Source organism: Acidovorax sp. HMWF029, from assembly GCF_003060895.1.
Taxonomy (GTDB): Bacteria; Pseudomonadota; Gammaproteobacteria; order Burkholderiales; family Burkholderiaceae_C; genus Acidovorax.
In genome coordinates this window covers 57,328-82,878 of record NZ_QAIH01000328.1, presented here as the reverse complement: position 1 = coordinate 82,878, position 25,551 = coordinate 57,328, and the positions used below count along the sequence as shown (strand labels likewise).

Genomic DNA, 25,551 nt, shown 5'->3' with positions numbered 1-25,551 from the left:
TTGGTATAGACCGTGCGGAACAGCGACAGCAGCTGGTCTTTGACAAGCTGGCCCGCCACGTTGCCGGTGCGGATCTGCGAGGCCAGCAGCTGGGTGCCCACACCCGCCATGGCGCTCTGCCGGATGGCCTGCAGGTGGTGCTTGGCGGTCACGTGCGTGATCTCGTGCGCCAGAATGCCCGCGAGTTCAGACTCGTCGGCACAGCGGTCGATCAGGCCCTTGGTCACAAACACATAGCCGCCGGGTGCGGCGAAGGCGTTGTAACCGGTGTCATCCAGTACCACAAAGGTCCAGGGCAGCCCGGGGCGGGGCGACTGCAGGCTGATCCAGCGGCCCAGGCGGTTCACGTAGCGTTGCAGCGCCATGTCCGGGTGGGCCGGCTTGGCGCCGAGCAGCAGGGCAGCCAGCTGGCGGCCAATCTCGATTTCCTTGGGCTCGTCGATGTTCTCCATCGACTGGGTCAGAAGGCTGATCAGGTCGTCCCCTTGTGCAGCCGGTGCGGCTTTGCTGCCCGTGATGGCCGAGCCCAACCCCCCGCCCAGAGAGTTCAGCAGGTTGTTCATCACGTTCTGGCTATGGGCTGCCAGCGGGGTTGCAGACAGCGCAGTCAAAAGGGCGGCCATCCCTGCGCAACGTTTCCAGCCGGAATTCCGATGCATGTTCATCTCCTTAGTTCGGGCTGTAGTTGGGGTCGGACGGATTGCCGGAACTACCGCCGGAGCGGCTGCCGGATCCACCGGATGGCAGGGCGGGCTGTGCCATGGCAGGCACGTCCCGGGCGTGCAACGAGGCGGAGCTGGCGAACTGGCGCGCCTGGTCTGCGTTCACCCGCAGACCCTCAACCTTGCCTACAGCAGCCGGGTTGGGTTGCGCCTTGGCAATGTCTTCGGCGTCCAGCCCGCGAATGCCCACCGTGGACGTCGCGGTGGTGGTCGTGCCGCTGTTGCCGCCGAACAAGCCACCCAGGCCCCGTAGCCCGCCGGTGGTGGTGTTGCCCGCTGCCGCGCCCGATGCGGGGGCCAGATCGAACATATGCACCCAGCCTGTGGTGCCCTGGGGGGTACTCACCTTGGTCCAGGGGCCCTTGCGCTCACTGCTGCGCGTCACGGCCGTGTTGGCCTCGAGCGGGGCCACGCTGGCACCGGTGTCTGCGGGGCTGTCGCGCAAGTGCGTGGCGCGTTTGACCACGGCAGCTTCTTGGGCAGGCACGGCGCCTGCCACCAGGGCTAGCGCGACCCCTGCCAGCGAGGTGGTCAGAGCGTTAGGGTGCAGCCATTTCATGGTTCAACTCTCCATTTATGATTTGCCCACGCTACATGTATCAGTGTGCAACTTGGAGATTGTTATGGATTTGGGTATCGCGGGCAAATGGGCGCTGGTGTGTGGCGCAAGCAAAGGGCTGGGTTTTGGATGTGCGCAGGCGCTGGTGCGTGAGGGCGTCAATGTGGTCATCAATGCCCGCAATGTCAGTGCACTTGATCAGGCTGCTACCCGTTTGATAGCTGAGTGCGCAAGCCAGCCGCGCGTGAAGGGGCTCAAAGATTCTGAAACACAGGGTCCCAAGGTGCTGGCCGTGGCGGCAGACATCACCACCCCTTCGGGACGCGAGGCGGTGTTCTGCGTTGCGGGGGGGCCTGGGCGGGACTTCGACATCGTGGTGACCAACGCCGGAGGGCCGCCCACCGGCGACTTCCGTGACTGGAATCGCGACGCCTGGATCAAGGCGGTGGATGCCAACATGCTCACACCCATCGAACTCATCCAGGCCACAGTGGACGGCATGGCGGCGCGGGGCTTTGGCCGCATCGTCAACATCACGTCGAGCGCCGTCAAGGCACCTATCGACATCCTGGGCCTTTCCAACGGCGCACGCAGTGGCCTCACTGGGTTTGTGGCGGGGGTATCGCGCAGCAAGATCGCGGCGCGGGGCGTGACCATCAACAACCTGCTGCCAGGCAAGTTCGACACCGACCGCTTGGCGGCAACCGTGACAGCAGCCGCAGGAAAGGCGGGCAAAAGCGTTGAGGATGTACGTGCCGTCCAGCAGGCGCAGATCCCGGCGGGCCGTTATGGAACGGCCGATGAGTTCGGGGCAATCTGTGCTTTTTTGTGCAGCCAGCAAGCGGGTTACATCACCGGCCAAAACGTGCTGGCCGACGGCGGCGCCTACCCTGGCACCTTCTGATGGCACATGGCGGCGAGCGACTGGTGTACAGCGGCTACCAAGCCCCAGCGGGAGATCCTCTCTAATGCATGGGCATGGCCCGTGCCACGCACCAGTTCTTTCGAAGGCTCACGCGTGGCGTTTTGCCGACAATTTGCCTTCTGGGCTGAAAAATTGGTGGAATACTTCTCGCCATTGTTTGCCATGTTCACCATCCCCTGCACCTTGACCTTCCGCCTTCGCCGCCAGGCACTGCTTCTATGCGTAGGGCTTGTCGCATGGGGTGGGGTGCACGCGGCGAACCCTTCTGGCAGCAGCGCTGCTGCGCCGTACAAGCTGCGTGTGGTGGGTGGGTTGGCCACGATCAATCAATACACACGCCAGGAAGAGCCCTTCTGGAGCAAAGAGTTGTCCCGTTTGAGCGGTGGGCGCTTCCAGGCAGAGATCGTGCCCTTTGACCGTGCAGGCGTGCCCGGCAATGAGATGTTGCGATTGCTTCAGTTGGGCGTGGTGCCGTTTGGCACCACACTGATGAGCTCGTTCACCTCGCAGTACCCCGAATACACCGCCCCCGATTTGGCGGGACTGAACCCCGACATCGCCACACTCAAGGCCACCCTGGGCGCCTTCCGCCCTTATCTGGAAAAGGCCTTGCGCGAGCAGCATGGCGTGGAGGCGCTGGCGATCTATGTGTACCCGGCCCAGGTCGTGTTCTGCAAGAAGCAGCTGCGTGCGCTGTCCGACCTGTCGGGGCGCCGCGTCCGGGTCTCGTCCTCCACGCAGGCCGACTTTGTGGGTGCGCTGGGCGGTGTGCCGGTGCTGACCAGTTTCTCGCAGATTGTGCCTAGTCTGACGGCGGGCAATACCGAATGCGCGATCACGGGCACCATGTCGGGCAATATGCTGGGCCTGCCCTCACTCACCTCCCATGTGCACACCCTGCCTGTGACATGGGGCCTGGCCATCTTTGGCGCCAACCAGGCGGCCTGGGCGGGCCTACCCTCCGACTTGCGCGAACTACTCAAGCGCGAGCTGCCCCGGCTGGAGTCCGCCATATGGGCCGAGTCCGAGCGCGAAACGGCTGAAGGCCTGGCCTGTAACCGGGGCGCTTCTACCTGCACCGGAGGCACCAAGGGCGCCATGGTGGTGGTGCCCGCCTCGCCTCAGGATGAGCGCAGCCGCCAGGAGATACTGGCCTCCACCGTGCTGCCGCGCTGGGTGCAGCGCTGCGGCGCGCGCTGCGCGCAAACCTGGAACCAGACGATTGGCCCGGCGCGTGGCCTGTTGGCCGCGCCCGTTAAATAGATCAATGAGAGAACCTATAACGCCACTGCGCATCAAGGCCTTTGTCGGGGCTGGGGTTGTGGTGTTTGTGGCGGCCGTGGCCATTGTGGCGGCCGCCCTGGCCTGGAACTCCCGCAAGGTGGCGCTTAACGACAGCGAGGCCCAGGCCACCCGTTTTGTGGCGGGGGCCGAGGTTGCGCTCAACCGTTCGCTGCTGACGGTGGATGTGCTGCTGGCCAGCATGGACGAGTTGCTCAACCTGTCGAACACGACTGCGCCCTGGATCGATGCGGAATCGGCCAGCCAGCGTTTGCGCGGCTCCACCCGGCAGAACCTGATGGTGCGCTATGTGGCCCTGCTGGATGGTGCTGGCAGGACCATGGCTTCCTCCGATCCCGCCAGTGGTGCGCTGGCCGTTCAACTTCCGGCGGGCTTTCTGGAGTCCGTGCTGGAGCAGCCTGTGTCCACCCTGATGGTCAGCGCCCCGGTGGTGAGTTTTGCCAGTTCCGAACGGGTTTTGTATTTCGCGCGCCACCTGCGCCTGGCCGACAGCACACGCGTGGCGGCGGTGGCCGAGTTGCCCGTGGGCGCCCTGAGCGCGGTGCTGCTTCAGGGTGTGGACATCAGCGGCCTGCAGGTCACGCTGGAGCGGGCGGGCGGGCAACTGCTGCTGGGCGTGCCTGGCCGCGAGGAAGTCATTGCCCCCACGCTGGCCCCACCGCTGGCAGAGCTTTCCGACCTGGGCCAGCAATGGAAGGCTCCGGCGCGCCTCACTGGGGACCCTGCCCTGGTGGTATTCCGTCCCATCCTTTACCAGGACCTTCGGATCTCCGCGAGCATTCCGTTGCACGAGGCGCTGAGCAGCTGGCGCGACCAGCGCGACGCGATCGGTCTGACCGCGCTGGTGTTTGTGGCCATGATCCTGGCTGCAGGGGGGCTGGCTTTTCGCTACCTGGATCGCCTCTCACAGGCCCGCGTGGCCATTGCGCAGTCCAAGGCCACGCTGGACCAGGCGCTGGAGTCTATGGTCAGCGGTTTTTTGCTGCTCGACAAGAACAACTGCGTGGTGCAGTGGAATAGCCAGTTCGAGGTGATCTTCCCGTGGCTCAGCGGCATGATCGCCCCCCGGCTGCCCTTTCGTGCCGTGATCGAAGAGACCGTCAAGCACCACCACCCCCGGCTGGCTGAAGACGAATACGCGCGCTGGGTGGAGCAGCGGTTGCTGCGGCAAATGCAGCCCCAGAACGAGCCCCATGAACAGGTGTACTCCAACGGCCGCACCATCCAGATCACTGAGCGCACAACGCCTGACGGTGGTTTGGTCATCAGCTACCACGACGTGACGGCCTTGCGGCGTGCCAGTGCCGAGATTGAGAACCTGGCGTTCTACGACCCACTGACCAACCTCCCCAACCGTCGCCTGCTCATGGACCGCATGCAGCAAGCCATCGCCTCCAGTGCGCGCAGCGGGCAGTATGGTGCCCTGCTGTTTCTCGACCTGGATCACTTCAAGACCCTGAACGACACCCGGGGCCACGAGGTGGGCGACATGCTGCTGCGCCAGGTCGCCCAGCGCCTGAAGACCTGTGTGCGGCGCGAGGACACCGTTGCGCGGCTAGGCGGCGACGAATTCGTGGTCATGCTGGGGGACCTGTCGACCAGCAGTGACGAAGCTGGGGCTTATGCCCGCCGCGTGGGCGAAAAGATCTTGCGCAAACTCAACGTGCCCTACACGCTCGGTGGGCATGCCCACCACAGCACGCCCAGTATCGGCGCAACGCTGATGGGCGGCGCCATCCAGTCATCGGTCGATCTGCTCAAGCAGGCAGACATCGCCATGTACCAGGTCAAGTCGCAGGGGCGCAATGCGTTGTGCTTTTTTGACCCGGAGATGCAGATCAGCATCAGCCTGCGCGCGCAGCTTGAAGCAGATCTTCAGGCGGCTTTGACCGCGCGTCAGTTTGTGCTGCACTACCAGCCGCAGTTTCATCTGGACGGTCGCATGGTGGGCGCTGAGGGGCTGATCCGCTGGAAACACCCTGAGCGTGGCCTGGTGGCGCCGGGGGCTTTCATCGGCGTGGCAGAGGAGAGTGAACTCATCGTGCCCATGGGCCACTGGGTGCTGCGCACCGCCTGCGAGCAGCTCGCCGCCTGGCAGGGCCACCCACGCCTTCAGCACCTGCAGCTCTCGGTCAATGTGAGTGCGCGACAGTTCCGCCAACGCGACTTTGTGGCCCGGGTGGTCGAGGTGCTACGCGAAACCGGCGCGCGCCCCCACCTGCTCAAGCTCGAACTCACCGAATCGCTGGTGCTGGACAACGTGGACGACACCATCGCCAAGATCGGCATGCTCAAGACCAAGGGCGTGCGCTTCTCGGTGGACGATTTCGGCACTGGTTACTCGTCGCTGGCCTACCTCACGCGGCTGCCGCTCGACCAGCTCAAGATCGACCAGTCCTTCGTGCACAACCTGGGCGTGCGGCACACCGATGATGTGATCGTGCAGACCATCCTGGGCATGGCACGCAATCTTGAGTTGGACGTGATCGCCGAGGGCGTGGAAACCGAGGCGCAGAAACAACTGCTGGCCCAGTACGGCTGCACCTACTTCCAGGGCTACCTGATGGGGCGGCCCGTCCCTGTGGCGGAGCTGGAGGCGCTGCTGGAGCCGGTCACTGCCGCCGCCGAAGACCTCGATCCGCCCCGTTGAGGACCCAAGGGGCGCAGTGCGCGCCCATGCTTTCCGGATAAGGAATGATTGCTATATTTATGGTAGCAATAAAGTAATGATGGACGCGCGGTAAGGCCGATTTTTATTGAAATCTGCAACGCTCAGCGCCGCGACGACACCACAATCCCACCCACAATCAACGCGAACGCCACGCCGTGAAACGCCTGGGGCGTCTCGCCCAGAAACGCGGCCGACAGCAGCCCCGCAAACAGTGGCGTGAGGTTGACAAAAAAGCCCGCCACCGCAGGCCCCGCCCGCTGCACGCCCACACCCCAGCAGCGGTAGGCCAGCACGGCAGGGCCCACGGCGATGAAGGCCAGCGCTGCCACCAGCGGCCAGCCCCAGGTGGTGTGCGCGTGGCCGGTGGCCCACTCGGCCCCGGCAAAGCTGCCTGACCAGGCCAGGCCAAACACCATCTGCGCCATCAGGAAGGCCGCCCAGTCACCCCGGATGCTGCCCGGCTCGCTGGTGCGGGCCAGCAGCCAGCTGTAAAACGCCCACGAAATGGTGGCCAGCAGCATGAACAAATCGCCCGGCACCAGGCGGAACGCGAGCAGCTGCGCCCACTCGCCCCGGCTCAGCACCAGCAGCACGCCACACACCGACAGCAGCGCGCCCGCCACCTGGCGCCGCGTGATGGCCGCGCCAAAGAACAGTGCTCCCACGGCCAGCATCCACACCGGCATGCTCGAACCCACCAGCGTTGCATTGATGGGTGTAGACGTCTGCAGCGCCATGTACTGCAGCGCGTTGTACAGGCCAATGCCCAGCAGACCCAGCAACGCATAGCGGCGCCAGTGGGCCCACAGCGGGCTGTTCTTGTGCAGCACGCCATGGGCCAGCGGCAGCAGGATGAAAAAGGCCAGCACCCAGCGGATGAAGTTGAGGGCGGCGGGGGAAATCAGGTCGTGCACCAGCCGCCCCGTGACGGCGTTGCCAGCCCACAGCAGGGGCGGAATCACCAGCAGCACGGCCGTGCCGGGTGTGAGTTTTTGAGTCATGGGGCTGCACTGTACCGGCGCGCGCGTTGCGCTGCAGCACGATGCAGCAACGCCCTTGGAGCCTATTCAGGCTCTAAGAAGCGCCGGGCAGCGGGCACGGTTGGCCGATTCGTGGCAGGATGGCCGCCGTTTTGGGTTGGTATCGGCCTTGGCTGTACTTCCCCTTCATTCAGTCGTCTGCTACAGGAGCCGCCCATGAGCCTTGCCGTCCAGATCCGCCAGCACGGTGGACCCGAAGAACTCCATCTTGTCGATCTGCCCGTGGGCAACCCCGGACCGGGCGAAGTGCGTATCCGCCACCACGCCATCGGCCTCAATTTCATCGATGTGTACCACCGCACCGGCCTGTATCCGCTTGGCATGCCCGCCACCATCGGCATGGAAGGTGCGGGCGTGATCGAGGCCGTGGGCGAAGGTGTCACGCACTTGCAGGTGGGCGACCGCGCTGCCTATGCCAGCAACCCGCCCGGCGCGTACTGCGAGGTGCGCGTGATGCCCGCCAAATGCGTGTGCAAGCTGCCCGATGCCATCAGCTTCGAGACCGGCGCGGCCATGATGCTCAAGGGCCTGACCGCGCAGTACCTGCTCAAAAAGACGCGCCCGGTGGAAGGGCTGGAGCCCGGCGATTTTGTGCTTTTCCATGCGGCCGCCGGTGGCGTGGGCCTGATCGCCAGCCAGTGGGCCAAGGCCCTGGGCCTGCAGCTGATTGGCACGGCAGGCACCGATGCCAAGTGCCAGCTGGCCTTGGCCAACGGCGCAGCGCACGCCGTCAACTACAACACTGAAGATTTTGCTGCACGCGTGAAAGAGATCACCGGCGGCAAGGGCGTGAAGGTGGTGTACGACTCGGTGGGCAAGGACACCTGGGACAAGTCGCTTGACTGCCTGCGCCCCTTTGGCCTGATGGCCAGCTTTGGTAACGCGTCGGGCCCGGTAGCGCCGTTTGCTCCCGGTAGCCTGGGTGCCAAGGGCTCGCTCTATGTCACGCGCCAGACACTGTTCACGCACATCGCCACGCGCGAAGCCACACAGGCCATGGCCGATGACCTGTTTGCTGTGGTGGGCAGTGGCCAGGTGAAGATCCACATCGACCAGCGCTATCCGCTGGCCGACGTGCAGCAGGCGCACCGCGACCTCGAAGCGCGCAAGACCACCGGCTGCACCATCCTCACACTGTGAACACCGGCGTGCAGAACCTCTCGTTGGAGCACTGGCTGGCGGGCGCACGCGCCTCGGCCCAACAGCCCCCGGCACAGCCGCGCCAGCCGCTGGTGGTAAACGGGCAGGTGGTGGGCTCGGTAGCGGATGGTTTTTTAGAAAAAATAAGCCGTCTGCGCCTGATGGATAAGCACTTTATGCTATCAAATGAGGAGCATATGGGGGTGCCCGCCTGGCACCTGCATGTGTCGCACACCGCATCAGCAGACGCCACCACGCAGGCGCTCAACACCCTGGCCGCCGACCTGCGTGACACGGGCCTGTGTGGCCCCTGGCGCGACGAGCAACTGGCGGTGACCAACCCCCAGGGTGAGGTGGTGGCCACCGTAGAGCGCGGCGCCGTGCGCGTGCTGGGCATTGCCACGCGCGCCGTGCACCTGGTGGGCCTGGCGCCCGATGGCCGCATGTGGGTGCAAAAGCGTTCCATGACCAAACCCAACAACCCCGGCCTGTGGGACACGCTGATGGGCGGCATGGTCTCGGCTGCCGATTCGCTGCCCCAGGCGCTGGCGCGCGAGACCTGGGAAGAGGCCGGCCTGCGCGTCGAGGCCTTGCAGGGCCTGCGTCACGGCGGTCATGTGGACTTCAGCCGCCCGAGCCGCGAAGGCGGCGGTGCGGGCTACATGCGCGAGCGCATCGATTGGTTCTGCGCCCAGGTGCCGGGTGGTGCGGAGCCCATCAACCAGGATGGCGAGGTGGAGCGCTTTGAGCTGCTGCCACTTCACACCGTGCGCGAGCAGGTGGCGCAAGGCCAGTTCACGCTGGAAGCCGGGCTCGTGATTGCGGGGTTTCTGGGACTGTAGGTAGAGAGGACTCTGCAAACTGGCTGGTTTATGAACTATCAATTTTTTATTTTGATTAATTCTGTATATTGCAATTTTGATAGCTATAAAGCGTTGACTGTATTGCGGTAGAAATCTTTTTTCACGGAGAACTCGTGAAGCTCGGCCCCGCAGTTTGTTGTTTGCAGCTCTAGATACCCCTCAAGCTCATTCCACCCCAGCCTAAAAGAGGCATGTAGCGTTTGCAGCGGTGCATGTCCGAAAAATCAGAATAGTCCTGAAAAACAGGACGAAGGGTTGAAATGGCTTCCACGATCAATACCAACGTGTCATCGCTGACGGCCCAGCGCAATCTGGGCATGAGCCAGACATCGCTGAACACGTCCATCCAGCGCCTGTCGTCGGGCCTGCGCATCAACAGCGCCAAGGACGACGCTGCGGGCCTGGCCATTTCTAAGCGCTTTTCCAGCCAGATCCGTGGTTTGAACCAGGCGGTTCGCAATGCCAATGACGGTATCTCCCTGGCGCAGACCGCATAAGGCGCGCTCAAGGCCTCCGGCGACATCCTTCAGCGTGTGCGTGAACTGGCCGTGCAGCCGGCCAACGCCACCAACAGTGCGGGCGACCGCCAGGCGTTGCAACAGGAAGTGGGCCAGCTGGTGTCCGAACTGGACCGCATCTCGCAAACCACCGAATTCAACGGCTCCAAGTTGCTGGACAGTACGTTTGGCACGCAGCAGTTCCAGGTCGGCGCCAATGCCAACCAGACCATCGTGGCCGGCACGGCCAACCTGCGTACCGGGGTGTACGGCAACAATCAGATGATTGCATCCGGCGCAGCTCAGCAGGTGTACGGGCCTGAGCCTGCCAATGCCTACGGTACCAACGGGGTCAGTGCTGGGTCTGTGGTCATCAATGGCGCTTTGGGGTCAGGAACGGCAACGTGGTGACCGAACGAACCAGAGCACAGGAACCGTGACGGTTCAGAAGATGGCGGACGATGGTGGCGGAGGGCTTACGCTCGTGGGGGCATCGGACAACCTGATGATCGGGGGGCTCGACGATGCGATCGTCGTCAGCGGCTACCTCACGTTGGATTCCGACAAGGCGTTTGCGGCCGATGCGACCGCAACCAATGCGCTCGCCGACAGCAGCGCTAGTTTGGAGAAGGTGGCGGATCTGGATGTCACGACTTTTGCCAAGGCGACCAACGCTCTCAAGACGGTAGATTCGGCCCTGAGCTTCATCAACGGCGAGCGCGCCAAGCTCGGTGCCCTGCAGTCGCGATTTGAAACCTCGATCAGCAACCTGCAGGTGACCTCGGAAAACCTGTCTGCCTCGCGCAGCCGCATCCTCGACGCCGACTTTGCGGCAGAAACCGCCAACCTCTCGCGTTCGCAGATCCTGCAGCAGGCTGGTACAGCCATGGTGGCCCAGGCCAACCAGTTGCCACAGGGCGTGCTGGCCTTGCTGCGCTAGGGAGGGCTGCTACGGGCTTGTTGCTGTCCGCCAATCATTGGCGGGTGCCAGCAGGCCTTCCGTCTTGTCTCTGTTTTCAGCTCTGGTCCACCATGGTCTTGAGCCGACTGGGTGCCAGGGCCCCGGCCGATTCGAGAATCGGGTAGGCCACCGAGCACAGCAGCGAGTTGATGCGCTTGAGTTCGCTGATCAGGTCGATGTGCAGCGAGCTGGTTTCGATGCTCTGCACGGTGTTGTCCGACAGGCGCGCCAGGTGGGTGGCCGAATACGCGTGTTCCAGGTCGCGAAAGCGCGCCTTTTCCTCCAGCAGCTTCTGGGCATCGCGCACGCTGCCGTTCAAGAACACGCTCATCGCCAGCCGCAGGTTGTCGATCAGGCGCGCGTGCAGCTCGTTGATCTCTTCCATGCCCGCTTCGGAGAACTGTCGTCCCTTCTTGATTTTCTTGTCCTCGATGTCGATCAGCACGCGCTCGATGATGTCGCCGATCTGCTCCATGTTGATGGTGAAGCTGATGATGTCGGCCCAGCGGCGGCCTTCCCGCTCATCCAGCGCCTCGCGCGAGATCTTGGTCATGTAGTACTTGATGGCCGAGTACAGGCCGTCCACCTCGTCATCGAGCTTGCGCAGGTCCTGCGCCAGTTGCAGGTCGTCGGTGCGAATCACCTTGTGCAGGCCCAGCAGCATGGACTCGACCACGTCGGCCTGGTGCAGTGCCTCGCGCGCAGCGCACGAGATGGCAAGGGATGGCGTGGCCAGGGCGGAAGGGTCCAGGTGCTGGGGCCGGCTGCCCGCAGCGGCCTGGGCCTTTTCGACAGGCAGCAGGCGCTGCACAGTGCGTGCCACTGTGCCCGTGAGGCTGATGCAGACGATGCCCACGACGATGTTGAAAGCCAGGTGAAAGAGCACCACCAGCGTGGCGGTTTCGGGCACGTAGGGCCGCACATGCTGCAGCCACAAACCCGTGAGCGGCGTCATGATGAGCACGCCAATGATCTTGAAGAACAGGTTGCCCAGCGGCACCTGGCGCGTCTGCACGTTGGACTTCATGGTGGTCAGCACGGCGAGCACGCCGCTGCCCAGGTTGGCGCCCAGCACCAGTCCCAGTGCCACGTCGGCCGGAATACCGCCCGAGCCCGCCAACGCGGCGGTGAGCAGCACGGTAGCCAGGCTGGAATATGCCACGATGGCCAGCACCGCACCGGTGAAGATCTCCAGCAGCAGATCGCTGGTGAGTGCCCCCAGAAGTGTTCGCACAGTGGGCGACTGGGTGAGCACCGTGGTCGACTCGGTAATGAGCCGCAGCGCCAGCAGCATCAGCCCCAGGCCGATCAGCACCCGGCCCACGCGGCCCACGGCGGTGTCCTTGCGCGATATGAACAGCACCACGCCGACGAAGATGAACAAGGGCGACAGCCACGACAGATCCATGGAGAACACCACCGCCATGACGCTGGTGCCGACGTCGGCACCCAGCATCACGGCCAGCGCGGCAGGCAAGCCCACCAGACCCTGGCCCACAAACGACGACACGATGAGTGCGGTCGCCGTGCTCGACTGGACCACGGCGGTCACGCCGATGCCGGACAACACCGCCGTGAACCGGCTACTGACGCTGTGCGCAATGAGCTGGCGCAGGTTGGCGCCAAAAACCCGCAGGATGCCGGTGCGCACCAGGTGGGTGCCCCAGATCAGCAGCGCCACGGCCGCCAACAAGTTCAAAAGATGCTTCATGAAATACCGCGTTTATTCTTTTTGGAAACACCCGAAAGAGCATGCGCCATGCACTGCGTGGACGCAAGCTTCGCGCTGGCGTCCTTGCAGGGAGGCGGGTTCATTCATTTCTGTGCCGGTAGGCGGCGGCAGGAAAGGCGGCATGGCCTGGCTGCGCGGCTTCCGGGATGTTGAGCGCACTGAAAAAAACAGTGGCACCCGGATCATTTGTCACAAAACTGACACACAAGCATACTCCTGATTGGGGAGTCATGCCAGCAGTGGCCCTGCTAAAACCGGGTGGCGAAATGGGGAAAGCGCCATCCAGCATGGCGGTGTTACCGCGCGTCTGTCGGTGGCTGGCAGTCAGCGGTCGGTGGCCGTGTCAGTCGATCAGCTGCCCACCGTCGTGGAAAGGGAACGGGCCCGCGTAGGAACCGCTGGCGGCAGTGTGGCTGACCAGGCGCCCCCCGGCGGGCAGGGCGTGCAGTCCGAAGCCGGGCGGCTCCAGCATCCAGGCCGATGCGGCGTCGGGTGCCAGATCCAGCCTGACCTGGTGCGCGGGCGAGGGCACGGTCGCGGCGATGGTGCCGCCAAACCGCACCTGGATCGACCGGTGCAGGTGCCCGCAGATCACGCGCTCCACCTGGGGGTGGCGCGAGACAATGGCTTCGAGTTCGTCAGCGCCCTCTAGCAAACCGATGTCGTCCATGTGGCCGATCAAGGTGCGAAACGGTGGGTGGTGCATGGCGATGACCACAGGGCGTGCAGTGTGGCGGGCCAGCTCGGTCTCCAGCCACTGCAGGCGCTGCGGGCACAGTCGTCCTTCGCTTGCTCCGCTGACGACGGTGTCCAGGGCAATGAGTTGCAACCCACCTACCGCCACGCTGAACTGGATGAAGCCCTCGGTGCCCAGGTACGTGTGCTGCGGAAAGCTGGCGCGCATCTGTTCGCGGCTGTCGTGGTTGCCTGGTAGCAGGTACACCGGCATGCGCAGCGGGGCCAGCAGCTCGCGCAGGTGCTCGTATTCAGCGGGCCGTCCGAAGTCGGTCAGGTCGCCGGTGATGACTGCGGCATCGGGCGCCTGTGGCAGCCGGTTGATGCTGGCTACCGCTTCGGCCAGATACGGTGCGGTGTTGATGCGGCCATAGGCCTGCCGGCCCGGCTCGCGGATGTGGGTGTCAGAAAGCTGCAGCAGCAAGGTCGTGGTCATGGCGTCGTGTGTTGTGTGCTGTGTGGAGGTCATCCCAGGGTGTCTTGGCACGGCATCAGGCGGTCAGGGGCAATGCGTATGCCCACTACGTCGCCCTGGCGTGCGGGGTGGTCGCGCGCCACATCGGCGCACAGTGGCGACTGGTCTGCCAGTGCGAGCGAAAGCTGTACGCGGTCGCCCAGAAAGCTGCGGCGCGTGACACGGGCCTGGCCCCAGCCTGCTGCGGGCGTGCCCACCTCGATGTCTTCGGGGCGCACCAGCACGTTGGCGTGGGCCTGCAGTGGGTGCAGTAGCGGAAGGCAAAGGCCTCCCAGCATCAACACGTTCTCATCGTTGGGGTTGGCGTTGGGGGCGCCACGTTGCAGTGTGTTGACCCGCCCCAGGAATTGCGCCACGAAGGGGTGGGCGGGCGTGCGGTACAGCGTTTCACCATCGCCTACCTGCACGATGCGCCCCGCCTGCATCACCGCCAGGCGGTCGGCGATGGCCAAGGCTTCCTGCTGGTCGTGTGTGACATGGATGGCGGTGATGTGCAGGCGGCGCAGCAGCTCTGCCAGTTCGTCGCGCAGAGACTCTTTCAGCTTGGCATCGAGAGCGGTCAGCGGCTCGTCAAGCAGCAGCACGCGCGGTCGCACGGCCACGGCGCGCGCCAGGGCCACACGCTGGCGCTGCCCGCCCGAGAGCTCTGCAGGGCGTTTCTTTTCCAGACCGTTGAGCCGGACCAGATCCACGAGTTCGCCGACCACGCGCCTGCGCTCTGCTTCGTCGGTGCCGCGGATCTTCAGGCCATAGCCGATGTTGGCCTCCACCGTCATCTGCGGGAACAGTGCGTAGTGCTGGAACACCATGCCAATGCCGCGCTGCTCGATGGGCAGCTGCGTCACATCGGTACCGCCGAACGCAATGCGGCTGCCCGCATCGGGCGATTCCAGCCCCGCAATCAGGCGCAGCAGCGTAGTCTTGCCACAGCCCGAAGGGCCGAGCAGGGCAATGACCTCACCGGGTTCTACCGAGAGGTCCGTGGGGTGAAGGCCACGGGTGCCGTCGGCATAGGTTTTGGCGCACTGGACAACGTCCACGCGCGTGCGTTCAAGTTCCATGGTGTTTCTCGATGAAGGTGCCGATGGCTTGCAAGCCCCACAGCACCGGCAGGATGACGATCAGAAAAACCAGCGTGTAGGCTGAACCGATCTCGATGCGCATGGATGCGTAGCTGTCGGCCAGCCCCACAGGCAGGGTGCGGGTGAGCGGGGTGTGCAGCATCCAGGTGAGGTTGAATTCGCCCACGGACAATGTGAACACCATCAGGCTGCCCGCCACGATGGCGGGCAAAACGGCGGGCACCAGCACGCCCAGAAAGCGCTGCGCAAAGCTGGCGCCGAGCGAGCGTGCGGCTTCTTCCAGCGCGCGCAGCTCGTCTTTCTGAAAAGCGGAACCCACGGTGCGCACCATAAAGGGCAGTGTGAACACCATGTGCCCGACCAGGATGAACGCGAAGCTTTGCCGAAACCCCTGCAGCGTGCCGTAGGCCAGGATGAGCGCCAGCGCGCTGGCCAGCCCGGGCACGGCGACGGGCAGGGTCAGCAGTTCTTCCAGCAGGCGGGCCCAGCGTGAGCGGCTGCGGGCCATGGCGTAGGCGCAGGGCACGCCGATGAGCAGGTTGCCCACCACGCACAGCAGGGCCAGCACCAGCGACCAGCCGACGGTGCCGCCATAGTGGTCCCACACCTCGCCGATCCAGCGCAGCGTGAAGCCGCTTCGGAGCCCGGCGCTGTAGTTGTTGACCAGACCGGCCATTACCGACAGCGCAATGGGCGCCACCATGAACAGCGCCACCAGCGCGGTGAGCGCCAGGAGCGCGCGGGGAGCTTGTCGTGCATTTCTCATGGGGTGGCCTTCAGAACGCTGTAGGGCCCGCGATACGGCGCGACACCCACAGCACCAGCCAGGTGATCAGCCCCAGCGTGATGGACAGGCTGGCGGCCAGCGCAAAGTTGGCGTAGTTGGTGAACTCGTTGTAGATGGTGATGGGCAGTACCTCAAACTTGCTGGCAAGCGTGAAGGCTGTGCCGAAGGCACCCATGGCCGTGGCAAACACGATGGCGCCGCAGGCCAGCGTGGTGGCTGCCAACTCCGGAATCCACACATCGCGGGCCACGCGCCAGCGCGATGCGCCGAGTGAGCGCGCGGCCTCTTCCAGCTGCAGGTCCATGGCGCTGGCGGCTGCGGTGTAGGTGGCAATGGCACGCGGCAACGAAAAGTACAGGTACGCCAGGAACAAGCCTGTCAGGCCGTAGGCGAAGGTGAATCGCCCCCAGCCCAGAGCGTGGGTCAGGTCCGCGACCACACCCTGGCGCCCGCCCAGCAGGATCATGAAAAAACCGATGATCACTCCGGGAAACGACAGTGGCAGCGTGAGCAGCGACAGCAGCAGCTGTCGGCCGCGAAAGCGCTGGCGTGCCAGGGTGATACCCACCAGCGCGCCCAGCAAGAGCGTGACGAGGGTCACGGTGAGCGACAGGCCCAGCGTTTGCAGCAGGCTTTGCAGGTAGCGGCTGTTCGTCAGCACCGCAAAGTAGGTGCCCCAGCCCTTGCTGGCCGGCAGCGCCAGCAGCAAGGCGACGGGTAGCAGCCAGAAGGCTGCAAAGAATGCTGCGGCCGGGGCGGCGCAGCCCACCAGCAACAGGCGTGACGCAGAGGAGCCTTGGCGCATGGTGGCTGCTTTCGCGCGGGCTTACTGGACTTCTTTCAGGTAGCGGTCCGAAAAGGCCTTCTGGACGGCGGCCATCTTGGCGTAGTCCACGGTCTTGGCGCGTGCGTAGTCGCTGGCAGGCAGAAAGCGTGCCTGCACTTCCTTGGGCATGGCGCTGGCGCGCACCGGGCGCAGATAGGCATTGGCCCAGATAGCCTGACCTTCGTCAGACAGGACAAAGTCCAGCACCTTCTTGCCGTTGTCGGCATGGGGAGCGTTGGCTGTCAGGCTCATCACGTAGGGGACCACCGCTGTGCCTTCAGCCGGGATGACGAACTGCACATTGGCCTTGTCCTTGTACTTGGCGCGGTAGGCATTGAAGTCATAGTCCAGCAAGATTGCGATCTCGCCCGAAAGCACACGCGCATAAGACGTCTGCTTGGGCACGATGGGTTCGTTCTTCTGCAGCGCCTTGAAATAGTCGATTCCAGGGCCGAAGTTGTCCAGCGTGCCGCCGCGTGCCTGGTTCACTGCCACGGCACCCACGTAGCCCACGAAGGCCGAGGCGGGGTCCAGGTAGCCGATCAGGCCCTTGTACTCGGGCTTGAGCAGGTCGGCCCACGAACGTGGGACGGGTTTGCCATTGAGCGCATCCACGTTGACCATGAAGCCCAGCGTGCCGGAGTGGATGGTGAACCAGTGACCCTGTGGGTCTTTCAGCCCGTCCGGAATCTCTGCCCAGGCGGCGGGCTTGTAGGCCGCGACGACGCCGTCTTTTTGCGCCTGGATGGCAAACGTGACGCCCAGATAGGTCACGTCGGCCACAGGGCTGGCGCGTTCAGCCACCAGTTGCGCCAGCGACTGGCCGGAGTTCTTGTTGTCGGGCGGTACGGTGATGCCGGTTTTCGCCTTGATGGCCTTGAGCTGGGTGCCCCAGTCGGCCCACTCCGGCGGGCAGTTGTAGCAAATGGCCGTTTGCGCCATCGCCGCGCTGCTGGCAGCGATGCCGAGGGCAAGCGCCGCGGTGCGGGCCAGGGTGGAGAACGTGTGTTTCATGAAAGGCTCCTGTGTGATCAGAGGTGGCTTGAAGGGGAAGTTCGGAGACAGCGAGAACGGGTTTTCTCGGTACGGGAAACTTTCTGGGGGTGAGCGGGGTGGGGCGTCAGGCGCAGGCAGCGCACGACTCGCCCTTGCGAAAGTGGTGGGCCAGCGTGAGGCTGGCGTCGGGCAGCAGTGGCGTGCCGCCTGCGATGGACTGCACCAGCAGTTCCACACTGTTGCGACCGATGTCCGCGTTGGGCTGCACCACGGTGCTCAGCATGGGGGTGAGGTCTTCACCGATCGCAATGCCATCGAAGCCCGCGACGCTCAGGTCGCGCGGCACGGCCAAGCTGGCCAGGTGTGCGGCTCGAATGCTGCGGATTGCCAGCAGGTCGTTGGAGCACACCAGTGCTGTGGGTGCTGAAGATTGCTGCAGCAGGGCGCCGATTCCGGTCACGGCGGTGGCCAAAAAGGGTACCTCCAGCACGTCGCCATCGCCCAGCGAGGCGGCCTGCATGCCACGGCGAAAGCCCCGGCAGCGCTGTTGTGCCCGGTCCGATGCCGACAGCTGGCCGCTCACCATGGTGATGCGCCGGTGGCCCAGCGCCACCAGGTGCGCCACCAGATCGGCCGTTGCCTGCTCACTGTTCACCGACACGCAGGGGTGTTCGGGGTGGCGGTTGTAGGCCAGCACATAAGGCAGGCCCGTTTCTGCCAGGCGTACCAGGCCTGCGGAAGTGGCGGGGTTGGAGACAACCAGAATCATGCCGTCCACATTGCCGGCGAGCAGCAGGTTGACTGCGCGCTCTTCCTGGTCGATACGGTAATCGGTGGTGAACGGCGAGATGGCGTATCCACCCGCCGACGCTGCACGCGCAATGCCCTCCAGGCATTCGGCAAACACCGGGTTGGTGAGTGTGGGCAGCACCACGCCCAGCACGCGGCTGCGTTGGGTGCGCAAAGTGCGCGCACTGGCGTTGGGTAGGTATCCCAGCGCGCGCGCTACTTGCTCTACGTGTTCGCGCGTTGCAGCCGTCACCTTGTCTGGCAGGTTAAAAACCCGCGACACCGTGGCCACAGAAACCCCCGCTTCACGGGCTACGTCCTGAATGCTCATGCCATGCCTTTCGCAAACATGACTTCCGCACACGCACAATGGGTCTTGGGCCTGTGTCTCGCCCCAAGGCAATGGCGCTTGTTGCGTTGAGGTTTGCGGAAGTTCGATCAATGTAATCGTTTACATTGAAGCATCGCAGTATGACGAGGCGATGACATCCGACCCCACCGGGATAACCCGAGGGGTAGCGTTCACACGTGGATGTCGCCCAAAAACCAATGGCCCGCTGAAAGCGGGCCATTGCGTTGGTGCGGGGAGCAGGTCAGGGCGTAAGCATTAGCGCTCGCGCCGCATCCTCAGCAGCTCGTCCAGGATCAGGCAGGCGGCGCCGATGCTGATGGCCATATCCGCCAGGTTGAAGGCCGGGAAATGGCCGCCGTGGAAGATGCCCGAGAGGAAGTCCCAGTGGAAGTCGAGAAAATCCACCACGTAGCCATGCATCAGGCGGTCCACCACGTTGCCCACAGCACCGCCCAGGATGCTGGCCAGCGAGAAGCAGAACAGCTTTTGGCTCGGGTGCGCACGCAGTTGCCACACGATGAAAATCGTGGCCACCAGACCGATGCCCGTGAACAGCCAGCGCTGCCAGCCCCCGGCATTGGCCAGGAACGAGAACGCGGCGCCCGTGTTGTGCGCCCGCACGATGTTGAAAAAGCTGGTGATGACTGTGGAGTCGCCCAGCCTGTAGTTGTCCAGGATCAGCGTCTTGGTGATCTGGTCGGCCACCATCAGCACCGCAGCCCAGGCCAGCCAGACCAAGATGTGCGGGCCGTTCCGTGCGGAGGTGCTCGCCATCACGCGTGGGCCCGGCTTTCGCCGTCGCCGTGGAGGTTGCTGGTGCAGCGGCCACAGATGGTGGGGTGGGCGGCATCGCTGCCTACATCGCTGCGGTAGTGCCAGCAGCGCTCGCATTTGGCATCAGAACTGGGCTTGACGCTTATCTGTAGAGCGCTACCGGCTATCAATTCGATAGCGGAGGTGATGAAGACGAACTTCAGGTCATCCCCCAGGCTGGCCAGCAGCGCGTGGTCTTCCGGGGCCGCCGTCAGCGTGACGGTGGCCTGCAGGGAGGAACCCACCTTGCCATCGGCGCGCAGCGCTTCGATCTCCTTGTTCACCGCGTCGCGGATCTCGCGGATGCGTGACCACTTGGCCAGCAGGCCTTCGTCGGCACCGGCACCCACGCCCGCCACGTTGCTGTAGGTCTCCAGGAAGATGGAGTCGGAGTTGCCGAACACCTTCCACGCCTCTTCGGCCGTGAAGGACAGGAACGGTGCCATCCAGCGCAGCATGGCGTGCGTGATGTTGTAGAGCGCGGTCTGCGCGCTGCGGCGGGCCAGGCTCTTGGGCGCCGTGGTGTACAGGCGGTCCTTGAGCACGTCCAGGTAGAACCCGCCCAGGTCTTCTGAGCAGTACAGCTGCAGCTTGGCCACCACGGGGTGGAACTCGTACACCTTGTAGTGCGCCAGCACCTCGGCCTGGAACTCGGACGCACGGGTGAGCGCGTAGCGGTCGATCTCCAGCATCTGGTCGAACGGCACGGCGTCCCGGGCCGGGTCGAAGTCGCTCACGTTGGCCAGCAGGAAGCGCAGGGTGTTGCGGATGCGGCGGTAGGCGTCCACCACACGGGCCAGGATCTTCTCGTCGCCCGCGATGTCGCCGGAGTAGTCGCTGGCAGCCACCCACAGGCGGATGATCTCGGCGCCCAGCTTCTTGTTGATTTCTTGCGGGTCGATGCCGTTGCCCAGCGACTTGCTCATCTTGCGACCCTGGCTGTCCACGGTGAAGCCGTGGGTCAGCAGGCCGCGGTAGGGCGCGCGGCCTTCGAGCGCGGATGCCAGCAACAGCGAGCTGTGGAACCAGCCGCGGTGCTGGTCATGGCCTTCCAGGTACAGATCGGCCTCGGGGCCCTGGTCGTGGAATTGCGGCGCGTGCGTGCCGCGCAGCACGTGGCTGAAGGTGGAGCCGGAGTCGAACCACACTTCCAGGATGTCGGTGCTCTTGGTGTAGTGCGGCGCGTCTTCGGCGCCCAGGATCTCTTCGGTGGTCACGCGGCTCCAGGCCTCGATGCCGCCCTTTTCGACGATGGCTGCCGCCTGGTCCATGATCTCCATGGTGCGCGGGTGCAGCTCGCCCGAATCCTTGTGCAGGAAGAACGGGATGGGCACGCCCCAGCTGCGCTGGCGCGAGATACACCAGTCGGGCCGCCCGGCGATCATGTCGTGCAGGCGGGCCTTGCCGTTTTCGGGGTAGAAGCTGGTGTGCTCGATGGCGTCCAGGGCGATCTGGCGCAGCGTCTTGGCGGGCTTTTCGCCAGCTTTGGTGAACACGCCTTCGCCTTCGTCCATGCGGATGAACCACTGGGCCGCAGCACGGTAGATCACTGGCGTCTTGTGGCGCCAGCAGTGCGGGTAGCTGTGGGTGATGTCCTTGGTGGTCATCAGTCGGCCCGCGTTGCGCAGGGCTTCGATGATGACGGGCACGGCCTTCCAGATGTGCAGGCCGCCGAACAGCGGGAAGTCGGCCGCATAGGTGCCGTTGCCTTGCACGGGGTTCAGGATGTCGTCCAGCGCCATGCCATGCGCGCGGCAGGAGTTGAAGTCTTCCAGACCGTAGGCGGGCGACGAGTGCACGATACCCGTGCCGTCGTCGGCCGTGGCGTAGTCGGCCAGGTACACCGGGGCGAGGCGGCGGTAGCCTGCATCGACGTCGTACAGAGGGTGCTCAAACTCCAGGCCGCCCAGGTTCTTGCCCAGGGTGGTGGCCAGCACGCTGCCCGTGAGGCCATAGCGCTCCAGGCACGAGGCCACCAGGGGCTCGGCCACCAGCAGCAGGCGTTCGCCCGCATCGACCAGCGCGTAGGTGATTTCGGGGTTCAGGTTCAGGGCTTGGTTGGCGGGGATGGTCCATGCGGTGGTGGTCCAGATGACCACAAACGCGTCTTTGGTTAGCGAGGGCAGGCCAAAGGCTGCGGCCAGCTGGGCTGGGTCGTGTGACTTGAAGGCCACATCCAGCGTGGTGCTCTTCTTGTCCTGGTACTCGATCTCGAACTCGGCCAGCGACGAGCCGCAGTCAAAGCACCAGTACACGGGCTTGAGGCCACGGTACACAAAGCCACGCTCCATCACGCGTTTGAACGCACGGATCTCGCCCGCCTCGTTGGCGAAGTTCATGGTCTTGTAGGGGTTGTCCCATTCGCCCAGCACGCCCAGGCGCTTGAAGTCCGTCATCTGCTGCGCGATCTGATCGGTGGCGAACGCGCGGCTCTTGGCCTGCATGTCGTCGCGGCTCAGGTTGCGGCCGTATTTCTTCTCGATGGCGTTTTCGATCGGCAGGCCGTGGCAGTCCCAGCCGGGCACGTACAGCGCGTCAAAGCCTTCGAGCTGGCGCGCCTTGGTGATCATGTCCTTCAAGATCTTGTTCACCGCGTGGCCCATGTGGATCTGCCCGTTGGCATAGGGCGGGCCATCGTGCAGGATGAACTTGGGCGCACCCCGGCGTGCGTCGCGCAGGCGCTTGTAGGTGCCTTTGTCTTCCCATTCCTTTACCCAGCCCGGCTCGCGCTTAGGCAGGTCGCCGCGCATGGGGAAGGGGGTGTCGGGCAGGTTCAGCGTGCTGCGGTAATCCGTGGCGGTGGATGCGGGGGTACTGGCGTTGTCGGACATGGGGGAGCCTTAAAACGGGGCATTCCGGGGCAGGCCCGGAGCAATGCGGGGAAACAGGGAGCGAAACGCGGGAGGTGTAGTGCCTGCAGGGCAGGCGCTGCGCAGGCAGCCCCCTAAATTCGGTCGCGCGTGGTCTGACGCCGGGTCTCGGTGTGGTTGGGTGCCTGGGCCGAGGCAAAGTAGGCACGCGCGTCGGCGCAGTCTTTGGCGATGCCCTTCGTCAAGGCATCCAGACCGTCGTATTTGAGCTCGTCGTGCAGTTTGTGCAGAAGTTCCACACGCACGATTTTACCGTACGCCCCCTCAGGCCCCAGATCGGCGGGCCACTGCAGGCAATGGGTTTCCAGCAGCACGCGGCCACCGTTGACGTCGTTCGGGTCCAGCGAGGGGCGCACGCCCAGGTTGGCCACACCCGGCAGCGGGCCATCGGCCAGGCCATGCACCAGCACCGCAAAGATGCCGCTGGCGGCGGGCTTCCAGTGCGCAAACCGCAGGTTGAGGGTGCGAAAGCCGTTGCCCGCGCCCTCTGCCGTGGCACCCAGTTCGCGCCCCAGCTTGCGGCCATGCACCACATGGCCGCTGATGGTGTAGGGCCGCCCCAGCAGGCGCGCGGCGGCCTCCATGTCGCCTGCGGCCAGCGCCTGGCGCACGGCGGAACTGGACACGCGCAGCCCATGCACCTCGTAGCTGTTCATGCGCGCCACGTCAAAGCCCTTGGCTTGCCCCGCCGCATCCAGCATGGCGTAGTCGCCCGCGCGCTGGCGGCCAAAGCGGAAGTCGTCGCCCACCAGCACGTAACGGGCGCCCAGCCCCTGGATCAGCACTTCGTCAATGAATGCGTCCGGTGACTGGCCGGCCAGACGGGCGTCAAATGGCAGCACCACGGTCTGCTGCACGCCGCAGCGGGCCAGTTCGGTGAGTTTGTCACGCAGGGTGCCGATGCGCGCCGGTGCCAGTTCCGGCTTGTTGTGAAGGCCGGCGAAATAGTCGCGCGGGTGGGGCTCGAAGGTCAGCACGCAACTTTCCACGCCCCGGTGCGCCGCCTCGCTGTTGAGCAGCGCCAGCATGGCCTGGTGACCCCGGTGTACGCCATCGAAGTTGCCGATGGTCAGCGCGCAGGCATGGGCAATGCCAGGGTGGTGGAAGCCGCGAAAGATCTTCATCGGTTTGTTATCTTTTTGATAGCAGTGTGCGCAGTTCCATCAAGCGCAGGACGCCAATTTGTCATGAAAACGGAGTATATTGTGATCCACGGCTGGCCCGGCGCAGGGCTGCCCGCGAGACATCTGCGTTCAGAATCCTTTGGGACTTGCGCAAATCAGGGTGCAACAACTGCCTTTTTCCTGGGTTTTCCCTGGGGCGAACCACTTGCCAGAGTCCTGTTTTGCGTAAGTCATGTCCTTGTGTACTTTGAGTTCCAGGAGGCGTGTTTTGAAGGTCTTGAAGCTGTCAGCCCAAGGGCTGCCCCAATCGTGGATTTCGCTGGAGCAGGCGGTGATTCACTACGCCGCTGGCGAGGTGCGCTGGGAGTCCGGCGGCCAGATCGCCCGGTTCCGGGGCGGGCACAACGCAATCACGGGCGAACAATCGGTGATCGCCATCAACAGCATCATCGGCACCAAGGGCGTGCCCAGCATCAACCCGTTTGAGCTCAAACCCAGCCTGACCAACAGCAAGCTCTTTGCCCGCGACCGCAATGTGTGCGCCTACTGCGGCGGGCATTTTCATGAGGAAGACCTCACGCGCGAGCACATCGTGCCCTTTGCCCGCAATGGGCAGGATCACTGGATGAACGTGGTCACTGCGTGCCGCCCTTGCAACCATCGCAAGGGCCCGCGCACGCCTGAGCAGGCGCACATGCCGCTGCTGTACACGCCCTACGTGCCCAGCCTGTGGGAGGACTTCATCCTGCGCAACCGCCGCATCCTGGCGGATCAGATGGATTTTCTGATGGCGCATGTGCCCAAGTCGTCACGCCTGCTGGCCTGACGCCCTGATACCCGGCTGGGTGCGGGGTGGTCAGGGATTCTTGAAACGTGAAGGCTTCAGGCGGCCTTGCAGGCGGTCACTACGAACCCGTTCACGGGTTGGTGGTTTTCCTCGCGCAGTTCGGTGTCCCGCACTTCCACCGAGGCAAAGCCTGCGGTTTTGCACAGGGCTTCGATGTGGCTGCGTTTGTGGGCGTAGCGGCCAGAAGGCTGTAGCACCAGGTCGGCGCCTTGCTCGGGCGCTGTCTCGAATGAGAATATCAGCATGCCGCCCGGCGCCAGCACGCGTGCCGCATTGGGAATCGCTTCAGTAACGTCACCGGCGTAAATGAACACGTCCAACGCCGCGATCACCTGGTAGAGGTCACCGGGCGTCTCGCGCAGCGCATCGTGCAGGTTGACGGTGTGGAAGCGGTCGTACACGTTGTGGCGCGCCGCCTGTTCGATCATCTTCACCGATGGGTCCACACCCACCAGTGCACCATCTAGACGGCCCAGGCACACACCCAGCAGGCCGGTGCCGCAACCCAGATCCAGCACATTGATCTTCTTTTCGGGGTAACAAGCCAGGATTTGGTCACCCACCTGCTTGGGCAGCTGGTATTTGAGGCTCCGCACCATGTGCAGGTCGTAAAACTCTGCCATGTTGTCGAACATCGGGCGTGTCAGCTCAGCGGGTTGCTGCACGGGTGTTTCACCGCGCGCAAGCTGTGCGTAGTACTGATATACCGCGTCGTCTGGCGCCAGATCCAGCAAAACGGCGGCATTTTGTTGCGCATCGGCGGGCTTGCCTGCCGCAATGCAGGCCTGCACGCGTCCAAGCAGAGACTGGGAGTCCTGGGGGTTCTCTGCCACGAGTGCACTCCACAGTGTCAGAGACTCCTCGTGCTGCCCCAGGCCGCTCAGGTCGCCGGCCAGCAGTCGCCGAAGCATCACGTCGCCAGGCACCAGTTCCAGGCCTCGACGAAGGTGGCGGATCGCCATTTCGGAGTGTCCTGCGCGATGTGCAATGTCCACCACGCCGGCCAGAACTTGCAGGTTCTTGGGTTCAATCAATGCAACCTTCTCAGCGGTTTCTACCGCTTCATTGAACTGGTTCTGGCGGGCGAGCAGCAGCGCCAGTTCCAGCAGACCAGGGCCCCAATCCGGGGCCAGCGACACCGACTTGCGCAGAGCTTCAAACGCGCCCTTTACATTGCCAGCCTTTTCTGCCAACAGGCCACCCAGCATGAAAACGCGCGGGTCTTGCGGCCATTGGGCGTTTGCCTTGTTGAGTGTCTGCGCCGCATTCTTGAGGTCGCCATTGGCAATTTGTTCGCGGGCCTTGGTCAGATATTGGAGGTTGGGGTCGGTCGCTGTGGCGCTCATGGGGTGCTGGATGGTTGCAAACGGACCGCTGTGCGGTCTGCCAGGCTCTGCGAGCCCGTATCGATAGGGAATGGGTGGCGAATTATCCAGGATTCCT

General features: G+C 64.3%; 20 protein-coding genes and 1 pseudogene. 7 read left to right on the top strand and 14 right to left on the bottom strand.

Annotated elements, in window-relative coordinates; all coding sequences use genetic code 11:
* A partial coding sequence (locus tag DBR12_RS21805) for a M48 family metalloprotease (protein WP_233245048.1) occupies positions 1 to 659 on the bottom strand: 659 nt, incomplete at its 3' end.
* Positions 660 to 669: 10 nt separating this feature from the next.
* The gene (locus DBR12_RS21800; protein WP_108619125.1) at positions 670 to 1,281 is read right to left on the bottom strand and encodes an SH3 domain-containing protein; all 612 of its coding nucleotides are present in this window, start codon (positions 1,279 to 1,281) and stop codon (positions 670 to 672) included.
* Between the two features lie 64 nt (positions 1,282 to 1,345).
* Between DBR12_RS21800 and DBR12_RS21795 the strand changes: the two genes are divergently transcribed.
* The 3 genes from DBR12_RS21795 (at position 1,346) to DBR12_RS21785 (ending at position 6,158) form a co-directional block, all read left to right on the top strand.
* Positions 1,346 to 2,185 (top strand): SDR family oxidoreductase, encoded by an 840-nt coding sequence (locus DBR12_RS21795; protein ID WP_108619124.1) that lies wholly within the window; start codon positions 1,346 to 1,348, stop codon positions 2,183 to 2,185.
* 183 nt (positions 2,186 to 2,368) lie between these two features.
* Positions 2,369 to 3,469, top strand: coding sequence for a TRAP transporter substrate-binding protein (locus DBR12_RS21790; RefSeq protein WP_108619137.1), 1,101 nt, complete (start codon positions 2,369 to 2,371; stop codon positions 3,467 to 3,469).
* Between the two features lie 4 nt (positions 3,470 to 3,473).
* Positions 3,474 to 6,158 (top strand): EAL domain-containing protein, encoded by a 2,685-nt coding sequence (locus DBR12_RS21785; protein ID WP_108619123.1) that lies wholly within the window; start codon positions 3,474 to 3,476, stop codon positions 6,156 to 6,158.
* Positions 6,159 to 6,280: 122 nt separating this feature from the next.
* Here the strand turns inward: DBR12_RS21785 and DBR12_RS21780 are convergent, their stop codons facing one another.
* Positions 6,281 to 7,180 (bottom strand): DMT family transporter, encoded by a 900-nt coding sequence (locus DBR12_RS21780; protein ID WP_108619122.1) that lies wholly within the window; start codon positions 7,178 to 7,180, stop codon positions 6,281 to 6,283.
* 195 nt (positions 7,181 to 7,375) lie between these two features.
* Between DBR12_RS21780 and DBR12_RS21775 the strand changes: the two genes are divergently transcribed.
* The 3 genes and pseudogenes from DBR12_RS21775 (at position 7,376) to DBR12_RS23490 (ending at position 10,659) form a co-directional block, all read left to right on the top strand.
* Positions 7,376 to 8,359 (top strand): quinone oxidoreductase, encoded by a 984-nt coding sequence (locus DBR12_RS21775; RefSeq protein ID WP_108619121.1) that lies wholly within the window; start codon positions 7,376 to 7,378, stop codon positions 8,357 to 8,359.
* On the top strand, positions 8,356 to 9,201 hold the full coding sequence (locus DBR12_RS21770; RefSeq protein ID WP_233245046.1) for an NUDIX hydrolase family protein: 846 nt from the start codon (positions 8,356 to 8,358) through the stop codon (positions 9,199 to 9,201). Before DBR12_RS21775 ends, DBR12_RS21770 begins: the two co-directional genes overlap by 4 nt.
* A 281-nt stretch (positions 9,202 to 9,482) precedes the next feature.
* A pseudogene (locus tag DBR12_RS23490) lies at positions 9,483 to 10,659 on the top strand (flagellin).
* Positions 10,660 to 10,735: 76 nt separating this feature from the next.
* Here DBR12_RS23490 and DBR12_RS21760 read toward each other — a convergent pair.
* The 10 genes from DBR12_RS21760 to DBR12_RS21715 all read right to left on the bottom strand — a co-directional run bounded on the left by DBR12_RS21760 (position 10,736) and on the right by DBR12_RS21715 (position 23,261).
* Positions 10,736 to 12,391 (bottom strand): Na/Pi cotransporter family protein, encoded by a 1,656-nt coding sequence (locus DBR12_RS21760; protein ID WP_108619120.1) that lies wholly within the window; start codon positions 12,389 to 12,391, stop codon positions 10,736 to 10,738.
* Between the two features lie 364 nt (positions 12,392 to 12,755).
* Entirely contained in the window at positions 12,756 to 13,583 is an 828-nt protein-coding gene (locus DBR12_RS21755; protein WP_233245042.1) for a phosphodiesterase, read from the bottom strand.
* Between the two features lie 29 nt (positions 13,584 to 13,612).
* On the bottom strand, positions 13,613 to 14,683 hold the full coding sequence (locus DBR12_RS21750) for an ABC transporter ATP-binding protein (protein ID WP_108619118.1): 1,071 nt from the start codon (positions 14,681 to 14,683) through the stop codon (positions 13,613 to 13,615).
* Positions 14,673 to 15,470, bottom strand: coding sequence for an ABC transporter permease (locus DBR12_RS21745; protein WP_108619117.1), 798 nt, complete (start codon positions 15,468 to 15,470; stop codon positions 14,673 to 14,675). Before DBR12_RS21745 ends, DBR12_RS21750 begins: the two co-directional genes overlap by 11 nt.
* A gap of 10 nt (positions 15,471 to 15,480) precedes the next feature.
* The gene (locus tag DBR12_RS21740; RefSeq protein ID WP_108619116.1) at positions 15,481 to 16,296 is read right to left on the bottom strand and encodes an ABC transporter permease; all 816 of its coding nucleotides are present in this window, start codon (positions 16,294 to 16,296) and stop codon (positions 15,481 to 15,483) included.
* Positions 16,297 to 16,317: 21 nt separating this feature from the next.
* The gene (locus tag DBR12_RS21735; protein WP_108619115.1) at positions 16,318 to 17,331 is read right to left on the bottom strand and encodes an ABC transporter substrate-binding protein; all 1,014 of its coding nucleotides are present in this window, start codon (positions 17,329 to 17,331) and stop codon (positions 16,318 to 16,320) included.
* Positions 17,332 to 17,437: 106 nt separating this feature from the next.
* On the bottom strand, positions 17,438 to 18,466 hold the full coding sequence (locus tag DBR12_RS21730; RefSeq protein WP_369861728.1) for a LacI family DNA-binding transcriptional regulator: 1,029 nt from the start codon (positions 18,464 to 18,466) through the stop codon (positions 17,438 to 17,440).
* Positions 18,467 to 18,709: 243 nt separating this feature from the next.
* Positions 18,710 to 19,228, bottom strand: coding sequence for a signal peptidase II (gene lspA, locus DBR12_RS21725; RefSeq protein WP_108619113.1), 519 nt, complete (start codon positions 19,226 to 19,228; stop codon positions 18,710 to 18,712).
* Complete coding sequence (gene ileS, locus DBR12_RS21720) at positions 19,228 to 22,098, bottom strand: isoleucine--tRNA ligase (protein ID WP_108619112.1); 2,871 nt, start codon at positions 22,096 to 22,098, stop codon at positions 19,228 to 19,230. Before ileS ends, lspA begins: the two co-directional genes overlap by 1 nt.
* Before the next feature lie 113 nt (positions 22,099 to 22,211).
* On the bottom strand, positions 22,212 to 23,261 hold the full coding sequence (locus tag DBR12_RS21715; RefSeq protein ID WP_108619111.1) for a bifunctional riboflavin kinase/FAD synthetase: 1,050 nt from the start codon (positions 23,259 to 23,261) through the stop codon (positions 22,212 to 22,214).
* Between the two features lie 268 nt (positions 23,262 to 23,529).
* On the opposite strand from DBR12_RS21715, the gene DBR12_RS21710 reads away from it, so the two are divergent.
* The gene (locus DBR12_RS21710; RefSeq protein ID WP_108619110.1) at positions 23,530 to 24,087 is read left to right on the top strand and encodes an HNH endonuclease; all 558 of its coding nucleotides are present in this window, start codon (positions 23,530 to 23,532) and stop codon (positions 24,085 to 24,087) included.
* 56 nt (positions 24,088 to 24,143) lie between these two features.
* Here the strand turns inward: DBR12_RS21710 and DBR12_RS21705 are convergent, their stop codons facing one another.
* Positions 24,144 to 25,454, bottom strand: a complete 1,311-nt coding sequence (locus DBR12_RS21705) for a tetratricopeptide repeat protein (protein WP_108619109.1) — start codon at positions 25,452 to 25,454, stop codon at positions 24,144 to 24,146.
* Positions 25,455 to 25,551 lie beyond the last annotated feature (97 nt).

Bases quoted from the DNA above. Each gene is read 5' to 3' on its own strand.
- DBR12_RS21800 (WP_108619125.1), bottom strand. From the start codon at position 1,281: ATGAAATGGCTGCACCCTAACGCTCTGACCACCTCGCTGGCAGGGGTC.
- DBR12_RS21795 (WP_108619124.1), top strand. From the start codon at position 1,346: ATGGATTTGGGTATCGCGGGCAAATGGGCGCTGGTGTGTGGCGCAAGC.
- DBR12_RS21790 (WP_108619137.1), top strand. From the start codon at position 2,369: ATGTTCACCATCCCCTGCACCTTGACCTTCCGCCTTCGCCGCCAGGCA.
- DBR12_RS21785 (WP_108619123.1), top strand. From the start codon at position 3,474: ATGAGAGAACCTATAACGCCACTGCGCATCAAGGCCTTTGTCGGGGCT.
- DBR12_RS21780 (WP_108619122.1), bottom strand. From the start codon at position 7,180: ATGACTCAAAAACTCACACCCGGCACGGCCGTGCTGCTGGTGATTCCG.
- DBR12_RS21775 (WP_108619121.1), top strand. From the start codon at position 7,376: ATGAGCCTTGCCGTCCAGATCCGCCAGCACGGTGGACCCGAAGAACTC.
- DBR12_RS21760 (WP_108619120.1), bottom strand. From the start codon at position 12,391: ATGAAGCATCTTTTGAACTTGTTGGCGGCCGTGGCGCTGCTGATCTGG.
- DBR12_RS21755 (WP_233245042.1), bottom strand. From the start codon at position 13,583: ATGACCACGACCTTGCTGCTGCAGCTTTCTGACACCCACATCCGCGAG.
- DBR12_RS21750 (WP_108619118.1), bottom strand. From the start codon at position 14,683: ATGGAACTTGAACGCACGCGCGTGGACGTTGTCCAGTGCGCCAAAACC.
- DBR12_RS21745 (WP_108619117.1), bottom strand. From the start codon at position 15,470: ATGAGAAATGCACGACAAGCTCCCCGCGCGCTCCTGGCGCTCACCGCG.
- DBR12_RS21740 (WP_108619116.1), bottom strand. From the start codon at position 16,296: ATGCGCCAAGGCTCCTCTGCGTCACGCCTGTTGCTGGTGGGCTGCGCC.
- DBR12_RS21735 (WP_108619115.1), bottom strand. From the start codon at position 17,331: ATGAAACACACGTTCTCCACCCTGGCCCGCACCGCGGCGCTTGCCCTC.
- lspA (WP_108619113.1), bottom strand. From the start codon at position 19,228: ATGGCGAGCACCTCCGCACGGAACGGCCCGCACATCTTGGTCTGGCTG.
- ileS (WP_108619112.1), bottom strand. From the start codon at position 22,098: ATGTCCGACAACGCCAGTACCCCCGCATCCACCGCCACGGATTACCGC.
- DBR12_RS21715 (WP_108619111.1), bottom strand. From the start codon at position 23,261: ATGAAGATCTTTCGCGGCTTCCACCACCCTGGCATTGCCCATGCCTGC.
- DBR12_RS21705 (WP_108619109.1), bottom strand. From the start codon at position 25,454: ATGAGCGCCACAGCGACCGACCCCAACCTCCAATATCTGACCAAGGCC.